Annotated in this window: 21 protein-coding genes; 6 read left to right on the top strand and 15 right to left on the bottom strand. The window is 67.5% G+C overall.

The window, feature by feature from the left end:
• Positions 1-268: 268 nt before the first annotated feature.
• The 3 genes from rbsK to VXM69_RS34425 are packed head-to-tail and all read left to right on the top strand — an operon-like array spanning position 269 to position 3,664.
• Positions 269-1,195: a ribokinase gene (rbsK, locus tag VXM69_RS34435; protein ID WP_367190604.1), complete on the top strand. Its 927-nt coding sequence runs from the start codon at positions 269-271 to the stop codon at positions 1,193-1,195.
• Positions 1,196-1,235: 40 nt separating this feature from the next.
• Complete coding sequence (fucP, locus tag VXM69_RS34430) at positions 1,236-2,609, top strand: L-fucose:H+ symporter permease (RefSeq protein ID WP_034191098.1); 1,374 nt, start codon at positions 1,236-1,238, stop codon at positions 2,607-2,609.
• 2 nt (positions 2,610-2,611) lie between these two features.
• Entirely contained in the window at positions 2,612-3,664 is a 1,053-nt protein-coding gene (locus VXM69_RS34425) for an aldose 1-epimerase family protein (protein WP_124671301.1), read from the top strand.
• 34 nt (positions 3,665-3,698) lie between these two features.
• Here VXM69_RS34425 and deoR read toward each other — a convergent pair whose 3' ends face one another.
• Positions 3,699-4,469: a DNA-binding transcriptional repressor DeoR gene (gene deoR, locus VXM69_RS34420; protein ID WP_034191096.1), complete on the bottom strand. Its 771-nt coding sequence runs from the start codon at positions 4,467-4,469 to the stop codon at positions 3,699-3,701.
• Positions 4,470-4,606: 137 nt separating this feature from the next.
• Here deoR and deoC point away from each other — a divergent pair, with 137 nt between their 5' ends.
• Positions 4,607-5,287, top strand: coding sequence for a deoxyribose-phosphate aldolase (gene deoC / locus VXM69_RS34415; RefSeq protein ID WP_367190603.1), 681 nt, complete (start codon positions 4,607-4,609; stop codon positions 5,285-5,287).
• A gap of 65 nt (positions 5,288-5,352) precedes the next feature.
• Here the strand turns inward: deoC and VXM69_RS34410 are convergent, their stop codons facing one another.
• Both VXM69_RS34410 and VXM69_RS34405 read right to left on the bottom strand, forming a co-directional pair.
• Positions 5,353-6,330: an ATP-binding protein gene (locus VXM69_RS34410; protein WP_059557407.1), complete on the bottom strand. Its 978-nt coding sequence runs from the start codon at positions 6,328-6,330 to the stop codon at positions 5,353-5,355.
• Positions 6,327-7,235 (bottom strand): DMT family transporter, encoded by a 909-nt coding sequence (locus tag VXM69_RS34405; RefSeq protein WP_367190602.1) that lies wholly within the window; start codon positions 7,233-7,235, stop codon positions 6,327-6,329. Before VXM69_RS34405 ends, VXM69_RS34410 begins: the two co-directional genes overlap by 4 nt.
• Positions 7,236-7,326: 91 nt before the next feature.
• Here VXM69_RS34405 and VXM69_RS34400 point away from each other — a divergent pair, with 91 nt between their 5' ends.
• Positions 7,327-8,127: a helix-turn-helix transcriptional regulator gene (locus tag VXM69_RS34400; RefSeq protein WP_059557410.1), complete on the top strand. Its 801-nt coding sequence runs from the start codon at positions 7,327-7,329 to the stop codon at positions 8,125-8,127.
• Positions 8,128-8,135: 8 nt separating this feature from the next.
• Here VXM69_RS34400 and VXM69_RS34395 read toward each other — a convergent pair whose 3' ends face one another.
• Positions 8,136-8,621 carry a DUF1772 domain-containing protein gene (locus tag VXM69_RS34395; RefSeq protein ID WP_034191105.1) on the bottom strand — a complete coding sequence of 162 codons (486 nt, stop codon included), beginning with the start codon at positions 8,619-8,621 and terminating at the stop codon, positions 8,136-8,138.
• Positions 8,622-8,623: 2 nt separating this feature from the next.
• A complete protein-coding gene (locus tag VXM69_RS34390) occupies positions 8,624-9,448 on the bottom strand; it encodes an NmrA family transcriptional regulator (RefSeq protein ID WP_367190601.1) in 825 nt (274 codons plus the stop codon).
• A gap of 94 nt (positions 9,449-9,542) precedes the next feature.
• Between VXM69_RS34390 and VXM69_RS34385 the strand changes: the two genes are divergently transcribed.
• The gene (locus VXM69_RS34385; protein WP_343728113.1) at positions 9,543-10,208 is read left to right on the top strand and encodes a TetR/AcrR family transcriptional regulator; all 666 of its coding nucleotides are present in this window, start codon (positions 9,543-9,545) and stop codon (positions 10,206-10,208) included.
• A 99-nt stretch (positions 10,209-10,307) separates the two neighbouring features.
• On the opposite strand, the gene VXM69_RS34380 is transcribed toward VXM69_RS34385, so the two are convergent.
• The 10 genes from VXM69_RS34380 to VXM69_RS34335 form a co-directional block, all read right to left on the bottom strand.
• Positions 10,308-10,610 carry a hypothetical protein gene (locus tag VXM69_RS34380; protein ID WP_367190600.1) on the bottom strand — a complete coding sequence of 101 codons (303 nt, stop codon included), beginning with the start codon at positions 10,608-10,610 and terminating at the stop codon, positions 10,308-10,310.
• Between the two features lie 3 nt (positions 10,611-10,613).
• Positions 10,614-13,421, bottom strand: coding sequence for a tetratricopeptide repeat protein (locus VXM69_RS34375; protein ID WP_367190599.1), 2,808 nt, complete (start codon positions 13,419-13,421; stop codon positions 10,614-10,616).
• Positions 13,422-13,510: 89 nt separating this feature from the next.
• Positions 13,511-14,830: a hypothetical protein gene (locus VXM69_RS34370; protein ID WP_367190598.1), complete on the bottom strand. Its 1,320-nt coding sequence runs from the start codon at positions 14,828-14,830 to the stop codon at positions 13,511-13,513.
• Between the two features lie 522 nt (positions 14,831-15,352).
• The gene (locus VXM69_RS34365) at positions 15,353-16,204 is read right to left on the bottom strand and encodes a 3-hydroxybutyryl-CoA dehydrogenase (RefSeq protein WP_367190597.1); all 852 of its coding nucleotides are present in this window, start codon (positions 16,202-16,204) and stop codon (positions 15,353-15,355) included.
• Between the two features lie 37 nt (positions 16,205-16,241).
• Positions 16,242-17,435: a beta-ketothiolase BktB gene (bktB, locus tag VXM69_RS34360; protein WP_034191088.1), complete on the bottom strand. Its 1,194-nt coding sequence runs from the start codon at positions 17,433-17,435 to the stop codon at positions 16,242-16,244.
• A gap of 48 nt (positions 17,436-17,483) precedes the next feature.
• The gene (locus tag VXM69_RS34355) at positions 17,484-19,157 is read right to left on the bottom strand and encodes an electron transfer flavoprotein-ubiquinone oxidoreductase (protein WP_209392557.1); all 1,674 of its coding nucleotides are present in this window, start codon (positions 19,155-19,157) and stop codon (positions 17,484-17,486) included.
• Positions 19,158-19,193: 36 nt separating this feature from the next.
• Positions 19,194-20,984: an acyl-CoA dehydrogenase gene (locus tag VXM69_RS34350; protein WP_367190596.1), complete on the bottom strand. Its 1,791-nt coding sequence runs from the start codon at positions 20,982-20,984 to the stop codon at positions 19,194-19,196.
• A 304-nt stretch (positions 20,985-21,288) separates the two neighbouring features.
• The gene (locus VXM69_RS34345; RefSeq protein WP_124670589.1) at positions 21,289-21,477 is read right to left on the bottom strand and encodes a hypothetical protein; all 189 of its coding nucleotides are present in this window, start codon (positions 21,475-21,477) and stop codon (positions 21,289-21,291) included.
• A 351-nt stretch (positions 21,478-21,828) separates the two neighbouring features.
• A complete protein-coding gene (locus VXM69_RS34340) occupies positions 21,829-22,989 on the bottom strand; it encodes an AraC family transcriptional regulator (RefSeq protein WP_367190595.1) in 1,161 nt (386 codons plus the stop codon).
• An 8-nt stretch (positions 22,990-22,997) separates the two neighbouring features.
• Entirely contained in the window at positions 22,998-24,632 is a 1,635-nt protein-coding gene (locus VXM69_RS34335) for an AMP-binding protein (protein ID WP_367190594.1), read from the bottom strand.
• Positions 24,633-24,658 lie beyond the last annotated feature (26 nt).

Genomic DNA, 24,658 nt, shown 5'->3' with positions numbered 1-24,658 from the left:
GCGAAATAGCGCCAAACCAGAGTCCGGGATCGCCCAGGCCCGTCGTGATGATCGGTACCCGCAGACGGTTGATGACGTCCAGCGTCCTGTTCGCGTCTTTTGCATGTCGACAACCTCGGTACGCGCGAGCCCCCGCGGAACGCCCGGCCCAAGTGACTCTCTTTACATCATAAGATTGCATTTTCACATTTAATGTGATTTTATTATCACACACTACGGTCGCCGCCCCATGCTCGCGGCGCACCTCATATCAAAGGAAGAGACGCAGATGGAGACAATCGCCGTCATCGGCAGCAACATGGTCGACCTCGTGACCTACGTCACACGCATGCCCGGCCGGGGCGAAACGCTCGAGGCGCCGAACTTCGAGCTCGGCTGCGGCGGCAAGGGCGCGAACCAGGCCGTCGCGGCCGCGCGCCTCGGCGCGCGTGTCGTGATGGTCACGAAGGTCGGCGACGACGTGTTCGCCGACAACACGATCCGCAACTTCGAGCGCGAGGGAATCGACACCACGCACGTGCGCAAGGTCGCCGGCGTGCCGAGCGGCGTCGCGCCGATCTTCGTCGAACCCGATTCGGGCAACAGCATCCTGATCGTCAAGGGCGCGAACCGCCATCTGCGGCCGGCCGACATCGACGCGGCCGCGCCGGCGCTCGCCGAATGCACGCTGATCGTGCTGCAGCTCGAGATCGAGCTCGACACCGTCTATCACGCGATCGAATTCGGCGCACGGCACGGCATCCCCGTGCTGCTGAATCCCGCGCCGGCGGTGGCCGACCTCGATTTCGAACGGATCCGCTCCGTCGAATTCTTCGTGCCGAACGAAACCGAGCTCGCGATCGTGTCGGGCATGCCGGTCGATTCGCGCGAAAGCGCCACTCGCGCCGCCGAAGCGCTGGTCGCACGCGGGCTGAAGCACGTGCTCGTCACGCTCGGCGACCAAGGCTCGCTGCTCGTCTCGCGCGACGGCGCCCGGCACGTGCCGGGCGTCCCGGTCGACGCACGCGACACGACGGGCGCGGGCGATGCGTATATCGGCTGCTTCGCGCGCTGCTACGCCAGGTCGCGCGATGCCGTCGACGCGATGCGCTACGCATCCGCGTACGCCGCGCATTCGGTCACGGGCCTCGGCACGCAGAAGTCGTACGCCGACGCCGCGACGTTCGAACGCTTCCTCCACGACGCCGGCCTCTGAACGGCGCCTTCATCGACGAGACATTGGGAAGGAGACACCCATGAGCCGAGCCAGGATCGAACACACACCCGACGGCTACTACCTGAACCGCACGCCGCTCTTCGCGTTCACGCTGCTGTGCTGCCTGTTCGCGCTGTGGGGCACCGCCGCGAACCTGAACGACGTGCTGATCGCGCAGTTCAAGAAATCGTTCTTCCTGTCCGATTTCGAATCGGCATTCGTGCAGTCCGCGTTCTATCTTGGCTACTTCTTCCTCGCGATTCCGGCCGCGACCGTCGTGAAGAAGTTCAGCTACAAGACGACGATCCTCGTCGGCCTGCTGCTCTACACGACCGGCTGCCTGCTGTTCTTCCCGGCCGCGTCGATGGCGAAATACGGGATGTTCCTCGTCGCGCTGTTCGTGATCGCCGCGGGCCTGTCGTTCCTCGAGACGGCGTCGAACTCGTATTCGACGCTGATGGGCCCGCGCGACACCAGCACGCGGCGGCTGAACATCTCGCAGACGTTCTATCCGTTCGGCGCGATGGCCGGCGTCTACATGGGCAGCTTCCTGATCTTCAAGGAAGGCGACGCGTCGCATGCGCAGCTCGCGGCGATGTCGGCCGCCGACGCACACGTACACCAGCTCGCGATGATCCAGGCGACACTCGAGCCGTACAAGTGGCTGATCGTCGTGCTCGTCGCGGTATTCATCGTATTCGCGCTCACGCCCTACCCGGCCTGCAAGGGCAACGGTCCCGGCGCGGTCACGCACCGGATCGACGCGCGCGGCACACTCGCACGCCTGTTCGGCAACCGGCGCTTCGTCGCGGGCGTGGTCGCGCAATTCCTCTATGTCGGCGCGCAGGTCGGCGTGTGGAGCTTCACGATCCGGCTCGCGATGCAGATCGGCGGCCTCACCGAGCGCGGCGCGTCGCGCTACCTGCTCGCGACGTTCTTCGCGTTCTTCGTCGGCAAGCTGGTCGCGACACTCGTGATGAAGCGCGTCGGCCCGGCCAAGGTGCTGATCGTCTACGGCATCCTGTGCATCGCGCTGCTCGCGTATACGATCAGCGTGCACAACATCACGGCCGTCTATGCGGCCGTGTGCGTGAGCGTGTTCCTCGGCCCGTGCTGGCCGACGATCTACGGCCTGACGATCGACGGCCTCGGCAAGGACACCGAATACGGCGGCTCGATCCTCGTGATGAGCATCGTCGGCGGCGCGGTCGTGCCGCTGATCCAGGGGCTGATCTCCGATCACACCGGCGGCAACATGCAGCTCGCGTTCGTCGTGCCGCTCGCATGCTTCGTCGTGATCGTCTACTACGGCTTCCACTGCCTGCGTCACCTGCCGGCCGCGACGCCCGACGCAGCCGCCGACGGCCGTGCGCCCGCGCGCTACGCCGCATCGCGCAACACGTCGGGAGCGTGACCATGCGAGGCGAAATCGAACTGCGGCGCGACGACTTCCGCGAAACGCCACGCACGCTGTACCGCACCGACGGCCTCACCGTCACCGCGTTCGCGTATCCGTCGGGCGTCGAGGCGCTGAAGCTCGAAAACCGCCGCGGCCATCTCGTCGTGCTGCCGTATCTCGGCCAGATGATCTGGGCCGCCGAATTCGACGGCCGCGACCTGACGATGAAACACATGTTCCGGCAGCCGAAGCGCGCAGCATCGATCATCGATACCTACGGCTGCTTCATGTTCCACAGTGGGCTGCTGCGCAACGGCTGTCCGGGGCCGGACGACACACATGCGCTGCACGGCGAGATGCCGTGCGCGCCGATGGACCGCGCGAGCCTCGTCGTCGGCACGGATGCGCGCGGCGCGAGCGTCGAAGTGACCGGCGAATACGAGTACGTGCAGGGCTTCGGCAGCCACTATGTCGCGCGTCCGTCGGTACGGCTCGCGGAGCACGAGGCGCGGATGACGATCGCGATGGGCGTGACGAATCTCGGCGGCACGCCGATGGACCTGATGTACATGGCCCACCTGAACTACGCGTACGTGCCGGGCGGCCGCTTCGTGCAATCGCTGTCGCGCGGCGGGTTGCGACTGCGCGACAGCGTGCCGGCACACGTGAAGCCGACCGCCGCGTGGCGCGACTACACGGCCACGCTCGCGCGCGAACCCGAGCGGCTGACGACGCTCGATACGCCCGCGCTGTACGACCCCGAGATCGTGTTCTTCATGAACGGTGCGGAAACGGACGCCGATGGCATCGCGCATTTCCGGCTCGCGCATCCGGATGGCGGCGCATTCCACACCGCGTACCGCCCCGGGCAATTCCCGCATGCGACGCGCTGGATCCTGCACAACGCGGACCAGCAGGTCGCCGCGTTTGCGCTGCCGTCGACCTGCGAGCCGGAGGGATATGAAGCGGAGCGCCGCAAGGGCCATGTCGCGGCGCTCGCGCCGGGCGCGACGCGCCGCTTCGACGTGCTCACCGGCTACCTGAGCGCGGCGGAAGCACGTGATGCCTGATGCGATGCAACGCGCGACGCATGGCCGCGGGTCATCAGGTCACGAGCGCGATGCCGTGTTCGCGGATCGCCGTTTCGTAGCGGTGGCTCAGTTGCCCGTCGGAGATCACGTAGTTGAAATCGGTCAGCTCGGCGAAATAGGCCGCGCGCACTTCGTCGAACTTCGTGTGGTCGACGAGCAGGAAGCGGTTCTGTGCGCGCGCCATCACCTTCTTCTTCGCGTCGACCTCGTGGAAGTTGAAGCACGTGACGCCGCAGCGCTCGCTGACGCCGGCCGCCGAGATGAATGCCTTCGACACGCGCACCGAGTCGAGGATGCCCGTTTCGGCGACCGATTCGAACACCATGTTCTGGCGGTGATACGCGCCGCCGCACAGGATCACGTTGCAATGCGGCTTCTGCTGCAGCTTCGCGAATACGTTCAGCGAGTTGCAGACCGCCGTGAACTCGAGGTCGTCCGGGATGAAATCGACGATGAACGGCGTGGTCGAGCCGCAATCGACGAAGATCGTGTCGCCGGTCGTCACGAACTGAGCGGCCAGCTTGCCGATGCGGCGCTTTTCCTCGGTCTGCCGGTTGTTCTCGGCACTGATCAGGTACTCGCCGATGTCGCTGCGCTGCGCGGCGAAATGGCGCGTCACATAGCCGCCGATCAGGCTGAGGCCGTGCGGGTTGTCCGCGAGATCGCGGCGGATCGTCATCTCGGAGACGCCGAACAGCTCGGCGACTTCCTTCAGATGAATCGCGTTCTGCCCTTGCAGCACGTTCATCAAGGTCTTGATCCGTTCGCCCTTCTTCGTTTCCATGCCAGTATCCTGCCTACCCGTCGCGTGTCGTGCCGGGCGCCCAGGCCCGGCCGGAATGTCGTATTTGTAACAAACCGATGTGAAAACATCAACTTTCCGTGTGCCCTTCCGGCACACGAACCGTGGAGTCCTGACACATGCCGCTTTCCAACGCCCAACTCGCCCACACCATCGATCACACGCTGCTCGCGCCCGACGCGCGCGACGCGCAGATCCGCGAACTCTGCCGCCAGGCGGCCGAGCATCGCTTTTACTCGGTCTGCGTGAATTCGGCGAACGTACCGTTCGCCGCACGCGAGCTGGCCGATACCGGCGTACTCGTTTGCGCGGTGGTCGGCTTCCCGCTCGGTGCGGGGCTGTCGGCCGCGAAAGCATTCGAAGCCACCGCCGCGATCGACGCGGGCGCCGGCGAGATCGACATGGTGATCAACATCGGCGCGCTGAAGAGCGGCCGCGCCGACGACGTGAAGGCCGACATCGCGGCCGTCCACCGCGCATGCGGCGCGGTGCCGCTCAAGGTGATCCTGGAAACCGGGCTGCTGACGGACGACGAGAAGGTGCGCGTGTGCGAGATGTGCCGCGATCTCGGCGTCGCGTTCGTGAAGACGTCGACCGGGTTCGGCCACGGCGGCGCGACGCTCGCGGATGTCGCGCTGATGCGCCGCACGGTCGGCCCGGCACTCGGCGTGAAGGCCTCGGGCGGCGTGCGCGATCGCGCGGCCGCACTCGCGATGCTCGAGGCCGGCGCGACGCGGCTCGGCACGAGCTCGGGCGTCGCGATCGTCACCGATCAGGCAGGCGGCGGGTCGGGGTACTGACGACGCCAACGGCGCACGGCCGCATCGGGCCGACGGGCGTCGTCACGCGCGACGTTGCGCCCCGTTCAACCCGTCCGCCGAATCGGCCCGCCCTCTTCGGCGCCGCGTTCGTCCGCAAGCCGCCCCGCGTAATCGCGTGCGAACTGCACGGCGATGCGGCCCGAGCGCGCACCGCGTTCCAGCGCCCACTGCAGCGCGGGCTCGCGCGCCGCGCGGATTGCTTCGTCGTCGAAGCCGGCCGCGCCGAGGCGGCTCTCGACGACGGCCAGGTATTCGTCCTGCGTAAAGCCATAAAACGTGACCCAGATCCCGAAGCGCTCCGACAGCGAAATCCGCTCCTCGACCGCGTCGCCCGGATGCAGTTCGCCGTTCTCCGCGCGCGTCACGTTCGCGTTGTCGCTCGCCTGCTCGGGCATCAGGTGGCGGCGATTGGAGGTCGCATACACCAGCACGTTCGACAGGTCGCTCGCGACCGAGCCGTCGAGCACCGTCTTCAGCCCCTTGTAGCCAGTCTCGCCGGCCTCGAACGACAGGTCGTCGCAAAACACGATGTAGCGCTCGGGCCGCGCGCGTACGAGCTCGACGATCGCAGGCAGGTCGCTCAACCCTTCCTTGCTGACCTCGATCAGCCGCAACCCGTGCACCGCGAACGCGTGCAGGCACGCCTTCACGATCGACGACTTGCCGGTACCGCGCGCGCCGGTCAGCAGCACGTGATTGGCCGCGAACCCGCGCACGAATTGCCGCGTGTTCCGTTCGACGATCGCCGCCTGCCGGCCGATGTTGCGCAGCGCGTCGAACCCGACGAGCGCGGGCGTGGCGATCGGCTCGAGCGGCGCCGTTCGAGGGCCGCCGCCGAAGCCGCGCCAGCGAAACGCGACGGCCGCCTCGAAATCGACGTCGGCCGGCCGCCCGGTGTGCGCCATTGCTTCGAGCGCGGTCGCGATGCGTTCGAGCTGGCGCGCAAGCGACGGGTCGGCAACCGGCGCAGGTCCGTCCGGCAGCGCGGCAATCAGGTCCCGCATGTCGAATCCGGCGCTCATTGGCGGACCTCTTGCGACGCCCTGGCATGGAACGGAAACCGCTGCGCGATCGCCACGCCGACGAGCGCGACACCGCCGCCGACCAGGTGATACAGCCGCAGCGATTCGCCGAGCAACACGATCGCGCCGGCGGCCGTCATCACCGGCAGCAGGTTCATGAACATCGCGCAGCGGCTCGGGCCGAGCAGCCGCACGCCCTGCATCCACAGATACGGCAGCACCACCGACGCCAGCACGCCGGCGTACAGGATCAGCGGCACGCTCGCGCGCGTCGGCCAGGCGGCCTGCGCGGGCAACCGCAGCAGCATCGGCAGCATGAACACGAGCGCGGCCAGCGCCTGCACGTAGGTCGACTGCCATGCCGGCAGCGCGCCGATGCGCCAGCGCTTGAGCAACACGCCGTACAGCGCGTACGCGGCCGACGCGGCCAGCATCAGCAGGTCGCCCATGTGCACGCCGCGGGCGGCGATCGCCGTCGGGTGCCCTTCGGCGATCAGGTAGACGACACCCGCGAGCGACAGCCCCCCGCCGCCGATCATGCCCGCGCCCGGCGGATCGCCGAGCAGCAGCGAGCTGAGCACCATCGTCATCAGCGGCACGAGCGCGGTGATGATCGCCATGTTGGTCGCGCTGGTCGTCTTCGCGGCCTCGTAAGACAGGCTCTGGAACAGCGCCATCGCGAGAAAGCCGAGCGCCGCGAGCTTCGGCAGGTGCGCGACGAGTACCGCGCGATTGCGACATGCGGGGGCGAGCGTGAAGACGCTCATCAGCACGACCGCCAACAGCAGCCGGTAGAACGTGATGGCCGACGGGTCGATCGTCGACGCCGACAGCTTCGACACCACGACGTTGCCGGCCCACAGCGCGATCGCGCAGAAGGGAAACAGAAAAGGTGACTTGTTCATCGCGTTCGACGGATTAATATCCTGACAGGGAATCTGGCGTGAATCGGAACGCCATCGTGCCCGTCCGCCCAACTGCCTGTCTCACGCCAAAATGTCAGGACTTATCGCCAATCGGACATTCGAGTCCACCCAGCCCTTCGCGCACCTGCGCTACGAATCGACGCCGATGCCGGTGTCCGCGATGGCGGCGGCCTATACACACGGCACGTCGATCCCGGCGCACCGGCACCGCCGCGCGCAGCTTCTCTACGCGATCGAAGGGGTGATGCACGTGCAGTCGGAGGGCGCGTCGTGGGTCGTGCCGCCGACGCGCGGCGTGTGGCTCGAAGCCGGCCTCGACCATACGGTGCAGATGAGCGGCGACGTGCAGATGCGCACCGTGTTCGTCGAACCGGGTGCGGTCGAGCACCTGCCCGCGCGCAGTTGCGTCGTGGAAGTGCATCCGCTGCTGCGCGAGCTGATCCTCGCCGCGGTCGAGGTACCGCTCGACTATGCGCCGGGTTCGCGTCACGATCACCTGATGCACCTGCTGCTGGCCGAGGTGACGGTCGCACCGCTGCTGCCGCTGTACCTGCCATGGCCGCACGACGCGCGCCTGCGGACGATCTGCGACACACTCGTCGCCGCGCCCGACGACCTGCGCACGATCGCCGAATGGGCCGACCTGCTCGGGCTGTCGGTGCGCACGCTGCATCGCGCGTTCCGGCGCGAGACGGGGCTCAGCTTCCGCCGCTGGCGCGAGCAGGCGCGGCTGCTGCTCGCGCTCAAGCGTCTGGCGCACGGCGAGAAGGTGGTCACCGTCGCGATGGATCACGGCTACAGCAGCCAGAGCGCGTTCTCCGCGATGTTCAAGCGGCACTTCGGCGTGTCGCCGTCGGCGTTCTATGCGTAGCAACCCCGCTACCGCGCCGCAATCCCCGCGATGAAACACACGCACGCAACCGCCGACGCGACCGTGCGCACGTGATTCCACATCGTCCAGTCGCGCAGGTAGCGCGTCCAGAGCGCCGCGCCTTGCGCGGTCGCCGGATCGGCCGCGGCGAGCGCGTCGTTGAGCGGCACGTTGACGGCCATCGTCACCGCGAACATGCCGAATACATAGAGCACGCCACCCGCGACCGCCGCCATCGCGCCCGGCTGGCCGCGATCGAACAGCGCGATCACGACGAGTGCGAGCGCCATCAGCGTCGTGCCGAGGAACAGCGGCATGAACGGCGAGCGCACGATGTCGACGTTGATCGCGTTCATCGCGGCCGCGCCGGCCTGTGGCGCGAGCCGCCCGAGCGACGTCATCACGAACGTCGAGAACGCGAAGTACACGCCGGCCATCAGCCCGCAGCCGATGGCCGAACCCCACAGCAACGCGGCAGTCACGAACGCGATCATGATCAGGCGCTCCACACGCCGGTTGCGGCCGTCGCCCGCGCGTAGTCGGCGAAATCGCGCGCCGGCCGCCCGAGCGTCTCCTCGATGCCATGCGCCACCGCGCTGTTGCGCCCGTCGAGCACCACGCGGAACAGATCGTCGAGCAACGCGACGACCGGCTCCGGCACCCCGACCTCGTGCAGTTCGGCGACGAACGCGCCGTGTGAAATCTCGCGATAGGTAACCGGCCGGCCGGCGGCGCGTGCAATTTCGCCGACGGCTTCGGCAAACGTCAGCGCGCGCGGGCCCGTGACTTCGATCACGCGGTCAGCGAACCGCACGTCGGTGAGCGCCGTCACGACCACGTCGGCGATGTCGTCCGCATCGACGAACGGCTCGCGCACGGCGCCGGCCGGCAGCGCGACTTCACCGGCCAGCACGCCGTCGAGCAGATAACCTTCCGAGAAGTTCTGGTTGAACCAGCTTGCCCGCGCGACACCCCAGCCGATGCCCGATGCCTGCAATGCAGCCTCGGCCGCCTGCGCGCCGGGCTCGCCGCGCCCGGACAGCAGCACAACGCGCGCGACGCCGCGTTCCCGCGCGAGCCGCGCAAAGGCCGCGATCGCTTCCACAGCGCCTTCAACGGACAGGTCGGGCTGATAGGTCACATATGCAGCCGACACGCCCTCAAGCGCGGCCGGCCAGGTCGCCGGCGCCGTCCAGTCGAAGCGGACGGCCGACGTGCGCGATACGGGCCGCGTCGCGATGCCGCGCGCGCGCAGCCGTGCATCGACGCGGGCGCCCGTCTTGCCCGAACCGCCGACGACGAGGATGGGAAGTGCCGACATGTGCGTCTCCTTTGACTAAAATGCGAGAATTTCTCGCGTTTTAAAAACACGATAGACTCTCGCATTAGCAACGTCAAGTTTTTCCGGAGGCGGCATGGGCCGACAAAAATCGGGGCAAACCACCGAGCCCGAAGCGGCGGCAGCGGACGCACCGGCGCGTGCACGGCTCGTCCCGACGCAGCAGCGCAGCCGCGAGCGGTTCGAGCGCATCCTGGCGTGCGCGTCGGAAGTGATGATCGAGAAGGGGTGCGACGCGTTCCGGATGAGCGACATCGTCGAACGCACGGGCATCTCGTTCGGTTCGCTGTATCAGTACTTTCCGGACAAGGCGGCCGTGATCGGCACGCTCGCGGAGCGCTACAACGCGGCCGGGCATGAATGCGTGCGGCGCGACCTCGCGACGCTGAAGACGCTGGGCGACCTGCACGACACGCTCGCGCGCATCACGGACAGCTACTACCGGATGTTCGTCGACGAGCCGCTGATGCGCGACATCTGGCGCGCGACGCAAGCCGACCGCGCGCTGCAGGCGCTCGACCGGGCGGACGGCGAGTTCCTGGCCGGCCTGCTCGCGGACGCGTTGGGAGAAGTGGCGCGCGACACGACACACGCACAGCGGAGCGCGTTCGCCGAGCTGATGATGATCCAGATCGCGGCGGCCGTGCGTCACGCGATCACGCTGCCGCCTAAGGCGGCGCGGCAGCTTCTGGCGATGTTCAAGCACATGCTGCCGCGGGATCTGGCGGTGCTCGACGCGTAGCTGCCGAACAGCGCCGCCGCACGGTCCCGACCCTCGCACGACATCGGGCCCGCGCACCGCTTCTTGCAGCGAAGCGCGCGGCACGGGTATTTCATGCAATCAACCGAGATGGAAAAGGATGAATGCGAGCGAAGCGACGCGATAGACGATGATCGCGCGCGCGACGGTCGTCCAGATGCGATTCTCGACGTTCGGCGCACATATCCATGCGCAACGCATCCATGCACAGAACGGCACGACATAAGCAACGAATGCCACGATGCGCAGCGCGACCGGATACGCCGGCCCCTGCACCAGCACGAGCAACGGGATGAACAGCAAGCCGAGCGGCACGCCGATCAGCCACCAGACTTTCCAGAGGCGCTCGGTGCCGCGCCAGGCGTTTTTCAGGGTGTTCTTCATGGCTCACGGTAGCGTCGCGATCAGATTCCCCGCGATGTCGGCGGCCCGCCTTTTTTCCGCGTCATCCAGCCGCCGGGAAATACGCGCCTCGACCCGCGTCGCGGCAACGCCGTACTGTCCGAGACCGGGCATCGCATCGAAGCTCGCGCGCGCACGCTCGACCCATGCTGCGCCCAGCGCCCGATCTCTCGGCAAGCCGTTGCCGGTCAGGAACCGGATACCGGCCGCGTATTGCATGAACGGATCGCCGCGCAACGCCTCGTTCAGGCTCGACAAGCCCTCCCATTGACGGTTGGCGGCCGCCAACGCATTGACCGGCGGATCGCTCCACAGCGTCGCCGCCGGATCGGCCGGCACGAGCCAGCGCCGCTCCCCGGCCGACAGCCCTGCCTCCGTTCCGGGCGTGACGCTGCGCAGCGCCAGCGCGATCTCGGAGAGCACCGAACCCTGGCGGGACGCGCGACGATGCAGGTCCAGCGCGGTCGCTTCATTCGCGGGCACGCCGTCGCCGGTTTCGTACATCAGCGCAAGTTCGCTTTCCGCCCACGGCGATCCGGCCGACGCCGCGCGGTTGAGCCAGACGGCCGCTTCCTTCGGATCGCTCGCTACGCCACGGCCGTGCAGATAGGCGACGCCCACCATTCTCTTCGCGTCGGCGCTCGACGGCGCGGCACGCAGCGCCCAAGCTAACGCCTCGTAGTCGTCGGTTCGACCGCCGAGCCCGTTCGACAGATGCCAGGCCAGCGAACCCTGCGCCGAGACGTCGCCCCGATCCGCCGCGCGGCGGAACCAGTACATGGCGGCATCGAAGTCCACCGGTACGCCATCGCCCAGATCGTATGCATCGCCGAGCATCGACTGATACACCGGTTCGCCGCGATCCGCGAGCTTCCACCGCCAGTATGCCCGCTCGTCGGCCGCAACCAGACCATTGTCGGCCGACGCCAGCACGCGCATCGCGCCGGCGTGGTTGCCGACGGCTGCCGCGCGGCACCAGCGCGCGGCCTCGACCGGGCTGCGCGGCGTGCCGCTGCCATCCAGATGCATCGTGCACAGCATCGCTTGCGAGCTGACGTCGCCCAGCCTCGCGCCGCGCGAGAACCAGTCGAACGCGGTCGCCGGCTGTTCACGCCAGTACAGCGATCCCAGCGCCGAATACGCGGCGGGAACCTTGCGGTTCGCGAGATCCGAGAGCCACTGGAGCCCTGTCCGGCCCTCGAACGACTGGTGGTGCTCGCCGAGGTAGAACCCGATCAACACGCCGGCGGCCTGATCGCCGGCGTCGGCGGCCTGCGATAGATAACGCAGGCCCGCCTGCTCGTCGCGCGGCATGCCGTCGGCACCCGTCAGAAGCTGATAGCCGACCCAGCGCGCCGCGTCGATATCGCCGCGGTCCGCGGCGAACCGGAACCACCGCATCGCCTGCGCCCGGTCGACACGCGTCCCCTCTCCGCGCCACGTCATGCCGGCGGCGATCAGCGCGCCCGCCGCATCGCCGCGCTGCGCACCGCGTGTCGCCAGCCGCAACGCCTTGTGCAGATCCACCGGTTCACCGTCGCCGCGTGCCGCGTAACGGGACAGGTTGGTCGCCGCCGCACCATCGCCCTGCGCGTCTGCCTTTTCGAACCACGGTCTCGCGGCGGCCGGATCCGGATGCGTCCCGAGGCCGTTCCGCAGCATCGCGCCGAGATCGTTCTGGGCGGCGGCCAGGCCCGCTTCGGCCGCCCCCCGCATCCATCCCAATGCGGCCTCCTTGTCGACCGGGCCGCCCCGGCCAGACAGATAGAGCTTGGCCAATGCATGACGCGCCCGCGCGTCTCCGGCCAGCGCGGCTTTCCGGTACCAGTCGCGCGCCTTTGCATCGTCGCGCGCCACCCCCGTCCCGCTGCCGTACAGGTCGCCGAGCCTGCGCTGCGCATAAGACGAGCCGGCCTGCGCCGCGGCCGACATCAGGCCGAAACCCCGACGCGCGTCTCGCGGCACGCCGATGCCGTCGAGATAGAGATTGCCCAGCACCGCCCGTGCTTCGGTATGTTGCTGGTCTGCCGCGGCGCGCAGCCACATCGTTCCCTGGCCGACATCGCGCGGGACGCCGTCGCCCCGGACCAGTATCAGCCCGAGCAGGAACTGACCATTCGGTTCGCCACTGGCCGCGGCGCGCGCCAGCCACGCCACCGCGACCGCCGGGTCGCGCGGCACCCCACGGCCTGCCAGCGCGAATTTCCCCGCATTGGTCGCGCCCGCGGCCGACCCGCCCTCGGCTGCCGTCACGAAGTAGCGATAGGCGGCAACGTCGTCGGCCGGCTGCCCGGCGCCGTCAGCACTCATCCCGCCGAGCTGGTTCATCGATGCCATGTCGCCATCGCGCGACGCCGACGCGAACCATGCGTGCGCCACCGCATAGTTTCGCGGCAGCGCGACACCGTCGTAGTAGAGGTAACCGAGTGTGCGCTTGGCCAGCGTCGACCCGTCGTTCGCCGCCGATTCGAGGATCGTCAAGCCGTGCATCCGGTCCGGCCGACCCGCATAGCCGTGCAGCACCATCTGCCCGTAGAGCGCGCGGGCCGTCAGGTTGCCGGCCTCGGCCTCGCGCCGGCAGAGGCTGCGCCGCCGCTCCGGTCGATCGGGCGACGGAACGCTGCCGAACCAGGCGCTCAATGCCAGCACGCAGGGCGTCGTGTCATCGGCGACAGGAACGGACACCGTGCGTTGCATGGCCGGTATCGCCGCATGGCCGATGGGCGACAGCGGCGACCATTCGGGTTGCGACGCAGAAACGCCGCTCGCCCCGACACTCAACGCCACCGCCATGCCGACGGCACGCGCCGGCCATGTCGGCGCACGGCCAAACACCGCCCGCCCGCTCGCGACCGCGCGGCGCGCCGGTTCATCCGTAGGCCTCATGGCTGCGTGACCGTGACGTTCTTGATGATGACGTCGGTCCTGCCATCCTGGTCGTCGATCGTCCGGGTCAATTCGACCCGGTAGTCGGCCAGCCATACGGAGCGCACGCGCGTCTTCGTGCCGTCCTTGCGGACCTCGCTGCAATCCAGGTTGACGGCATTGCCGGTCAACGTGCCGAAGATCGTCGACGCGGGCTCCGTCTTGCCGATGTCGCATCGGCGGGTCAGTTGCCCATGGCTGGACGGCTGCGGCAACGCGATCTCGATACGCTGGCCCTCGGTCATCGGTTCGTTCGCCGCCACGATCGCGGACGCTGCCTTCAGCGTCCGGAGCGTGGTGGCGTAGCGGGGTGCGCGCACGGTCTGGTCCAGCAGTTCGGTGAGCCCGTAGCCCATGCCGAATGACGCCCAGTTCGTGTTCCCCGACGCGTCTTTCGTGGTCATCAGCTCGGCGACCACACCGTTGTTGCGTCGATTGACGTAGGTATCGACGTACGGACCCGAATCCCGCGGCGTCGTCTTGTTCACCCATTCCCCGTCAATGCTCAGGCGCGCATAAGGCAGCGGCCGGCTGCCGTCGGGCGGCAATTGGCCGCGAATGGCATCCGGCAGGCGGCGATCGTCGAACACGTCGTCGAGATACGCGCCGGGATCGGCCAGCACGGTCTCGGACGCCGACTTCCCGCCGGCGATCAGCTTGAAGAGTTCATAGGTCGCCCGCCGCTGGTCCGGCTCCGGAAACTTGTCGAGCGAATCGACGGCGAACCTGATCAGCGCACACGTGCTCGGCTCGTCCTGCTTCGCGAGCCATGGCGGCACCTCGATCTCGTCCATCCGCGCGTTGACGGCGAGCAATTCGGCGACGGTGTAGTGTTCATCGTCGCCGGACGAGACGCCCTTGCGCTCGCCGATCAGGTCCATCAGCTCGAACGTGCCGCGCAACGCCTTCGGCGACGACGTCTTCGCGATCGACGCCAGATTGCCGCCGGTCACCTTCGGGATTTCGCAGCCGCTCCCGGATTCGTTCGCGATGTCCCTCATCAGCCGAAGGAACCGCAGCCGTTCGGCCGGAGGCAGGATCATGTTGCTGCCGTCGGCGGACAGGCTGCGCATGCTGGACAGTCTGGCGAGATAGTCCGGGTTCTGCGCTACCCGGGTGAACCACGCAACGATGATCCGCCCGTTTTCCGAATCGGGATTCACCCCGATCTGCACCATATAGGCGCGCGCCCGTTCGACGATCTGCGCCTGCGTCAGCTTGACGGCCGGACTCGCCGCCGGTGCGGCAACCGCCGGTTCGGCAGGTGCGCTCTGCACGCCCAACCCATATGCCGTTGCCGTCGCAACGGACAGCAACACCCCGAAAAGGCCCGTATTTATTTTCATCTTGTCGATATTCGATTGCGTTGATCAGACGACCGCGATGCTGCGTCGGAGAGTCACGGGAAATCCGGCGCGAATCGCACCACCGCATGATGCCGCAATGTCGAGAATGCCTCGTCATTCCAATAGCGGCGGCAAGCGGTGACGTGCTTGTTGCCGAGACATTATCCGTTGTCTTTCAGCAGGCCCGGCAGACGATCGCTCCCGATCCGGCCGTTCCTCGTCGAGCGGGCCGCCTGTCGATATTCCGCATGACGGGCCTCGCTTGCCCGTCCAATAGTTGCACAGACGAAACCGCGGGATGGTCAGGAATTGTCATCGCATGCAACGCCCATGCCGCCATCATTTGCACGTCGCCCAATAGACAACGCGGATGACCGGCCGGCATCGGATCACGACCTCCGATGCGACGCGTCATCCGCGTTGAATACCTGCCGGCGTTCCCGCCGTGGGAGGTCAACTGTAGTCGTACACCCCACGCCCCGTCTTGCGCCCGAGCCGCCCTGCCGACACCATTTCGCGCAGCAGCGGGCATGCGCGATACTTGGGATCGCCGAAATCCTTCAGGAACACGTCCATCACCGCGAGGCACACGTCGAGGCCCACGAGGTCGGCCAGCGCGAGCGGCCCGATCGGGTGGTTCGCGCCGAGCTTCATCCCCGCGTCGATCTCCTCGGCCGACGCGATGCCTTCGGCCAGCACGAAGAACGCTTCGTTGATCATCGGCACGAGAATGCGGTTCACGACGAAGCCCGGCGAGTTGCGCACGCCGATCGGCGACTTGTCGAAACGCTCGGTCAGCGCACGTACGGCCGCCGCGGTCGCGTCGCTCGTCTGCAGCCCGCGGATGATCTCGACGAGCGGCATCAGCGGCACCGGGTTGAAGAAGTGCATGCCGAGAAAACGCGACGGATCGGCAAGGCGCGCTGCGAGCGCGGTGATCGAGATCGACGACGTGTTGGTCGCGATGATCGCATCGGGGCGCGCGACGGCCTCGATCTGCGCCAGGATGCGGCCCTTCAGCTCGACGTTCTCGGTCGCGGCTTCGATCACGATGTCGACCGATGCGAGCTTCGCGTAGTCGGTCGACGTCGTGATGCGCGCCAGCGCCGCGTCGCGTGCGGCCGCGTCGAGCTTGTCCTTCGACACGAGCCGTTCGAGGCTGCCCTTCAGCGTCGCGACGCCCTTGTCGAGCGCGGCGTCGCTGACGTCGATCATCACGACGTTGAGTCCCGCAACGGCCGCGGTCTGCGCGATGCCGTTACCCATGGTTCCGGCGCCCACGACGCCGACGATTTCGATGGCCATGTAGTTCCTGTGTGTTCGGGTGCTGAGGGTTCGATTATCAGATGTTCTCGAAGATCGCAGCAATACCCTGGCCGCCGCCGATACACATCGTCACGAGCGCGTAACGCCCGCCGATGCGCTTCAGTTCGTACAGCGCCTTCACCGTGATCAGCGCACCGGTCGCACCGATCGGGTGACCGAGCGAGATGCCCGAGCCGTTCGGGTTGACCTTCGCGGGATCGAGGCCGAGCTCCTGCGTGACCGCGCAGGCCTGCGCGGCAAACGCCTCGTTCGCCTCGATCACGTCGAGATCGGTGATCTTCAGGCCCGCGCGTTCAAGCGCCTTGCGCGTGGCCGGCACCGGGCCGATGCCCATGTAGGCCGGATCGACGCCCGCGTGCGCATACGCGACGAGGCGGGCCAGCGGCTTCACGCCCTGCGCGCGCGCGGCATCCGCGCTCATCATCAGCACGGCCGCGGCTGCATCGTTGATGCCCGATGCGTTGCCGGCCGTCACGGTACCGTTCTCCTTCGCGAACACCGGCTTGAGCTTCGTGAAATCGTCCGCGCTGGCATCGTGGCGCACGTGCTCGTCGGTATCGAACGCCACCTCGCCCTTCTTCGTACGGATCGAGATCGGCAGGATCTGGTCCTTGAAGCGCCCTTCCGCGATCGCACGCGCCGCGCGACGATGCGATTCGAGCGCCAACGCATCCTGCGCGTCGCGCGAGATGTCGTATTGCTTCGCGACGTTCTCGGCCGTCACGCCCATGTGGATCGTCTGGAACGGATCGTGCAGCGCGCCGAGCATCATGTCGACGAGCTTGCCGTCGCCCATGCGCTGGCCGAAACGCGCGGCCGGCACCGTGTACGGCGCGCGGCTCATGCTCTCCGAGCCGCCGCCGATTGCGACGTCGGCATCGCCGAGCATGATCGTCTGCGCGGCCGATACGATCGCCTGCAGCCCCGAGCCGCACAGGCGGTTCACGGTCAGTGCCGGCGCGTGCTGCGCGACCCCGCCGTTGATCGCCGCGACGCGCGCGAGATACATGTCCTTCGGCTCGGTGTTCACGACGTGGCCGAACACGACATGGCCGACCGCATCGCCCGACACGTTCGCGCGCGACAGCACTTCGGCCACCACCTTCGCGCCGAGATCGGTCGGCGAGAAATCCTTCAGGCTGCCGCCGAAATCACCGATCGCGGTACGAACACCGCTCACCACCACGACTTCCTTCGCTGCATTGCTCATCGTCTCACTCCGGTTCGTTCGCGCCCGCGGGCGCGGGGATGCGTTGCGTTACATGTTCGGGTAATTCGGCCCGCCGCCGCCCTCGGGCGTGACCCACACGATGTTCTGCGTCGGGTCCTTGATGTCGCAGGTCTTGCAGTGCACGCAGTTCTGCGCGTTGATCACGAGGCGATCGCTGCCGTCGTCGTTCTTCACGAACTCGTACACCGCCGCCGGGCAGAAACGCCCCTCCGGCCCCGCGTACGTGCGCAGGTTCACGTTCACCGGCACGCTCGCATCCTTCAGCGTCAGGTGCGCCGGCTGGTTCTCCTCGTGGTTCGTGTTCGAGATGAACACCGACGACAGCCGGTCGAACGTCAGCTTGCCGTCCGGCTTCGGGTATTCGATCGGCTCGCACTGCGACGCCGGCTTCAGCATCTCGTGATCCGCATGCTTGTGGTGCAGCGTCCACGGCACGTTGCCGCCCATCACCTTCTGCTCGAGCCCGACCATCAGCGTGCCCAGGTACAGGCCCTTCGCCATCCACTGCTTGAAGTTGCGCGCGCGGTACAGCTCCGTGTACAGCCACGACTGCTTGAACGCGTCCGGGTACGCGTTCAACTCGTCCGACTGGCGGCCGGCCTGCACCGCGTCGAACGCCGCGTCCGCCGCCAGCATGCCGGTCTTGATCGCCGCGTGGCTGCCCTTGATCCGCGATGCGTTCAGGAAGCCCGCGTCGTCGCCGATCAGCGCGCCGCCCGGGAACACCGTCTTCGGCAGCGACAGCAGGCCGCCGGCCGTGATCGCGCGCGCGCCGTACGACACGCGCTTGCCGCCTTCGAGGAACGCGCGGATCGACGGATGCGTCTTGTAGCGCTGGAATTCCTCGAACGGCGACAGGTACGGGTTCGTGTAGCCCAGGCCCACCACGAAGCCGACCACGACCTGGTTGTTGTCCATGTGATACAGGAACGAGCCGCCGTAGGTGTCGGACTTCAGCGGCCAGCCGGCCGTGTGGATCACGAGGCCCGGCTTGTGCTTGGCCGGATCGATTTCCCACAGTTCCTTGATGCCGATCCCGTATGCCTGCGGATCGGCGTTCGCGTCGAGCTTGTACTTCGCGATCAGTTGCCGCCCCAGATGGCCGCGGCAGCCTTCGGCGAACAGCGTGTACTTCGCGTGCAGCTCCATGCCGAGCTGGAAGTTCTCGGTCGGCTCGCCGTCCTTGCCCACGCCCATGTTGCCGGTGGCGACGCCTTTGACCGAGCCATCATCGTTGTAGAGGATCTCGGCGGCCGGGAAGCCGGGGAAGATCTCGACGCCCAGCGCTTCGGCCTGCTGGCCCAGCCAGCGCGTGACGTTGCCCAGCGAAATCACGTAGTTGCCGTGGTTCTTGAAGTTGTCGGGCAGCGCCCAGTTGGGCGTGGTGACCGCGCTGCTCTCCGACAGGAACAGGAAGCGGTCTTCCGTCACCTCGACGTCGAGCGGCGCGCCGCGCTCCTTCCAGTCGGGGAACAGTTCGGTGATCGCGCGCGGGTCCATCACCGCGCCCGACAGGATGTGCGCGCCGATCTCGGAACCCTTCTCGAGCACGCACACGCCGATCTCGGTGCCTTTCTCGGCGGCCAGCTGCTTGAGCCGGATCGCCGCCGACAGCCCGGCGGGGCCGCCGCCGACGATCACGACGTCGTATTCCATCGATTCGCGCGGGCCGTATTGCGCGAGCAAGTCCTGTGTGGTCAAAATCCTGTCTCCTCCTGCGTCCCGACCGTCAACCGGTCAGAACTGGTCTTCCGTCAACGCGAGCACGCTCTCGTTGCCCTTCGCGCCGACGATCGACGCCTCGAGCGCGCCGGCCTGCACGAGAATATGCTCCGCATAACATTGCGCGATCGCGATCTTCGCATCGAAGAACGCCGGGTCGCTCGCGCGGTTCGCCTGCGCCGCCACCAGCGCGCGCGCCATCTGCCACCCGCACAGCACCACGCCCGCCAGCTTCAGGTACGGCACGCTCCCCGCGAACACCGCGTTCGGGTCCTGCTTCACGTTCGCCACCACGTAATCCACCGCCGATGCCAGCGCGCGGGCACCTTTCTCCAGCCGTACCTTCATCGACGCGGCCGCCGCACCGTCCAGCTTGCCCAGCGCCGCCACCGTGGCGTCGATCTCCGCGAGCAGCCCCTTCGCCACCGCGCCCCCGTCGCGCATCGTCTTGCGGCCCACCAGGTCGTTCGCCTGGATCGCCGTCGTCCCTTCGTAGATCGCCAGGATCCGCGCATCGCGGTAGTACTGCGCCGCGCCCGTCTCCTCGATGAAGCCCATCCCGCCGTGCACCTGCACGCCCAGGCTCGCCACGTCGTTCACCATCTCCGTGCTCCAGCCCTTCACCACCGGCACCAGATACTCGTAGATCGCCTGATGACGCGCCCGCGTCGCCTCGTCCGCATGGCGATGGGCCATGTCGCTGTGCGACGCCGCCACGTACGCCAGCGCCCGCGCGCCTTCGGTCAGCGCGCGCATCGTGCCGAGCATCCGCCGCACGTCCGGGTGATGGATGATCGTCACCGACTGCTTGGCCGAGCCGTCCACCGGGCGGCTCTGCACGCGCTCCTTCGCGAATGCCGCCGCCTTCTGGTACGCGCGGTCGGCCACGCCGATCCCCTGCATCCCGACGCCGAAGCGCGCCGCGTTCATCATGATGAACATGTATTCGAGGCCGCGGTTCTCCTCGCCCACGAGGTAACCGATCGCCCCGCCGTGATCGCCGTACTGCAGCACCGCCGTCGGGCTCGCCTTGATCCCGAGCTTGTGCTCGATCGACACGCAGTGCACGTCGTTGCGCGCGCCCAGCGACCCGTCCGCGTTGACCATGAACTTCGGCACGATGAACAGCGAGATGCCCTTCACGCCTTCCGGCGCGTTCGGCGTGCGCGCCAGCACCAGGTGGACGATGTTGTCCGCCATGTCGTGCTCGCCCCACGTGATGAAGATCTTCGTGCCGAACACCTTGTACGTGCCGTCGCCCTGCGGCTCGGCGCGCGAGCGCACCAGCGCGAGGTCGGAGCCCGCCTGCGGCTCGGTCAGGTTCATCGTGCCGGTCCATTCGCCCGAGATCAGCTTCGGCACGTAGCGCTGCTTCTGCTCGTCGGTGCCGGCCGTCAGCAGCGCCTCGATCGCGCCGTCGGTGAGCAGCGGACACAGCGCGAACGACAGGTTCGCGGCGTTCAGCATCTCGATGCACGGCGTCGCGATCAGCTTCGGCAGCCCCTGGCCGTCGTACTCGGCCGGATGCTGCAGCCCCTGCCAGCCGCCTTCGACGAACTGGCGGAACGCGTCGCCGAAGCCGGGCGTCGCGGTCACCACACCGTCCTTCCAGCTGCTCGGGTGGCGGTCGCCCTCGACGTTCAGCGGCGCCAGCACCTCGCCGCAGAATTTCGCGGACTCCTCGAGCACGGCCTGCGCCGTGTCGTAACCGGCATCCTCGAAACCCGGCAACTGCGCGACGGCGTCGATGCCCGCGAGTTCCTTCAGCACGAACAGCATGTCCTTGACGGGGGCGTTATAGCTCATGGTCGATGTTCCAATCAGGCGGTGAATGAGGCGCGATCGGGCGGGCGGATACGGCAGAACCGGCCAGACCCGGGCGACGTGATGACCCATCGTAATGCCGCCGTCGCCGATTCTCATTGTCATATCCGGCCCACATAGTGACAAAACCGGCCACGGGATGGGGAGGTGTGGCCGGGAACGGTCGGCTGGACACGGGTTTGGCGGGAAGGCGTTTCAGGGATTCGGCCTGCGTTCGACAGTACACCCGACCTGAGAAATCGGCTGCTACGTGTACCATACCTCTCAAATCGCACATCTCGACCGATCAAACATCACGCAAATAGAAAATGACCATGACCGATGCAGTGATTCGAGCCGGGGCATTGGCTGCAGTATTGCTTGCGGCAAATCGAATCAGGCAAAAAGGGACAGCCTCCCGACCGCCTGTCAAGTCAAAATCGGCCGCGGCGCAGCGCGTGGCAGCCACCGCAGTGTCGGCAGTCATCTTGCTCATTTACCTCTACGCCATGCGCCACTATCTGGCGGCACTCTTTCGCCGTTAAGTCCCCATAGAAAAGCGAATACGAGGTGATGACGCCGTCGGTCAGTCCGCACCACGCTTCTTCGACATCCATTCTCGCAAACGCACGTTTGGCTTGACGAAAACAAGGCCGCGCCGGTTCGATATTCGATTCGACCGCGTCCGGCGCATGGACACCCTCGGGGCGCGTGGTGGTGCGCTGCAGTCGGTGAAATCGCGTTTCGCTTTCGCAAATGCACACATCAAAAGGGAGCCGGCTATGGGACCGACCGATGGCAGCCGGTTATGGGAGCCGTCCGCGAAATCCGGCTGCCCCCGCACGTATCAGGCCTGGCGCCGGTAAGTCCCCGGCGTGCTCCCCGTCCAGTGCCGGAACGCGCGATGGAACGCGCTCGGATCGTCGAAACCGATATCGGCGCCGATCGCCGCGATCGTGTCCGGCGTGTCCGTCAGCCGCTGGATCGCGATGTCGCGCCGCAACTCGTCCTTCAGCACCTGGAACGTCGTCCCTTCGGCAGCAAGGTGACGGCTCAGCGTGCGCACCGAACAATGCAGGTGCTCGGCCGCCTGCTCGATCACGGGCAGGTCGGGCAGCGCCGCCGACAGGTACTGCCGCACGCGATGGCACACGAGCTGTTCGCTGAACGTTTCGAAGATCCAGTCTCCGGGCGCACGCGCGAGAAACTTGCGCAGGTTGCGCTTGCTCTGCCGGATCGGTGCGTCGAGGTAGTCGGCACTGAAGCGCATCAGCGTGCGCTCGCGGTCGAACTTCACGGAGCCGGTGAAGAAATACAGGTGTTCGACAGCGTGGCGCGGCCGCGGGCACGCGAACTCGATCTGCAACAGCGGGATCTTCTGTCCGATCAGCCAGGAACACACCCCGTGCACGAGCTTGAGCATCAGCTCCTGGCCGAGCGCGCCGATCGGGCCGATCGCGTCGTTCGGGCGCAGCAGCACCTGCGCGACGAGGCCGTCGCGCTTCGATTCGACGAAGAAGTCGTCGAGCAGGATATGGAAGAATTGCCCGAAACGATGCAGCGCCGTTTCGAGGTTGCGCGCATCGAGCAGGCTCAGGCACAGGTACTTCAGCGTGCCGCCGCGCAGCGGGCGCGAGAAGATGCCGGGCATCTCGTCGTCGAGGTCGATCGCGAGCGTGCGGTACAGCGTCGAGAACTGCTCCTCCGTCACGCGCGCATGCGGCTCGCCAAGCAGCTCGAGCGGGATGCCGGCGCCGCGCAGGTAGCGCTCGACCACGTCGCGCTGCGCGCCCGCACTTGCCAGGAAGCCGTTGACGAGCGAGATCGGCACCGTCGCGCTCGGCGACGGCAGCGCATGCCCGGGCCGGGCGGAAAGTGAGTCAGAACCGGTCATCGCGTCCCCGTCGGTCGAACCGCTCGCATTGTACTTGAGCGGCCCGCGCCGGGCCTTCGGGGCCCTCGCGGTCTTCGGCGCGCGGGGCCGCGCCGCGGCGGCAGCGCGGCACATCGTCGCCGTCAGTCGATACGGCTCAGTTCCCGCCGCAGGATCTTGCCGACCGTCGACTTCGGCAGCCGGTCGACGAAGCGGACGATCTTCGGCACCTTGTACGCCGCCAGGCTCGCGCGGCAATGCGCGACGAGTTGTGCCTCGCTCACGTCGGTATCCGGCAAGCGCACCACGAACAGCTTGACGGCCTCGCCCGTGCGCGGATCCGGCACGCCGATGCATGCGCATTCGGCGACGCCCGGCAGCGCGGTCGCGACCGCTTCCACTTCGTTCGGGTACACGTTGAAACCCGACACGATGATCATGTCCTTCTTGCGGTCGACGATCCGCAGGAAGCCGGCCTCGTCGAACACGCCGACGTCGCCGGTACGGAAATAACCGTCCGCGGTGAACGCGGCCGCGTTCGCGTCCGGCTTCTGCCAGTAGCCGCTCATCACCTGCGGCCCCTTCACGCAGATCTCGCCCGCTTCGCCGATCGCCACCTCGCGGTCCTGGTCGTCGAGGAGCTTCACGTCGGTCGACGGCAGCGGCAGGCCCGTGGTGCCCGTGAAGGCATCGATCGACTGCGGGTTGAACGACACGACCGGCGACGTTTCGGACAGCCCGTAACCCTCGCGGATGAAATTACCCGTCACGGCCTTCCAGCGCGACGAGATCACGTCGATCACCGCCGCGCCGCCGCCGGCCGACAGCTTCAGCCGCGACCAGTCGACTTCCTTCAGCCGCGGATGGCCGGCGAGCCCCGCGTACAGCGTGTTCACGCCGACGAACACCGTCGGCCGCGCGGCCTTCAGCACGTCGATGAACCCGTCCATGTCGCGCGGATTCGCGACGAGCCAGTTCTGTGCGCCGATCGCGAAGTAGGACAGGAAGTTCACCGTCAGCGCGAAGATGTGATACAGCGGGATCGCCGTGACGACGACCTCTTCGCCCGGCGCCCGCGCGGCCGGCACGATCGCCGCGAACTGTTCGATGTTCGCGACGAGGTTGCGGTGCGACAGCGCCGCGCCCTTCGACAGGCCGGTCGTGCCGCCGGTGTATTGCAGCAGCAGCAGGTCCGCGCCGCCGAGCGCGACCGGCGCGTACGCGAGCGCTTCACCCGCGGCAATCGCATCCGCGAGCGCGATCGAGCCGGGCGGCAGCGCGTCGCACGTGCCGGCCGGCGCATCGACGACGCCGAGATCGCCGCGCCCCACGCTCAGCACGGTGCGCACGCGCGTGGCGCCGACCACGTCGGCGAACGTGCCCATCGAGCCGCCGCAGACGACGGCCACCTCGACGCCCGCGTCGTCGAGCTGATGCTCGAGCTCGCGCGCGGTGTAGTGCGGGTTCACGTTGACCTGGACCGCGCCGATCTTCGCGACGGCGACGAACACGACCGGAAACGCGAGCACGTTCGGCAGCATCACGGCCACGCGATCGCCCTTGCGCACGCCGACGACCTGTTGCAGATAGGCGGACAGCGCGGTCGACAGGCGGTCGACGTCGGCATAGGTGAGCGTGCGGCCGTACGCATGGAACGCCGGGCGATCGGCAAAGCGGCGCATCGCATCGTCCAGCAGCGCGCTGACGGAAGGGTGGCGATCGGCGTCGATCTCGGCGGGGATCGAGCCATACGACCCGGTCCAGTGTCTCTTCGTCATGTCTCACTCCTCGGCTCGGGGGACGG

It is taken from the genome of Burkholderia sp. Ed8, assembly GCF_040761425.1.
Lineage (GTDB): Bacteria > Pseudomonadota > Gammaproteobacteria > Burkholderiales > Burkholderiaceae > Burkholderia > Burkholderia seminalis.
This window is presented reverse-complemented; position numbering and strand designations above follow the sequence as displayed.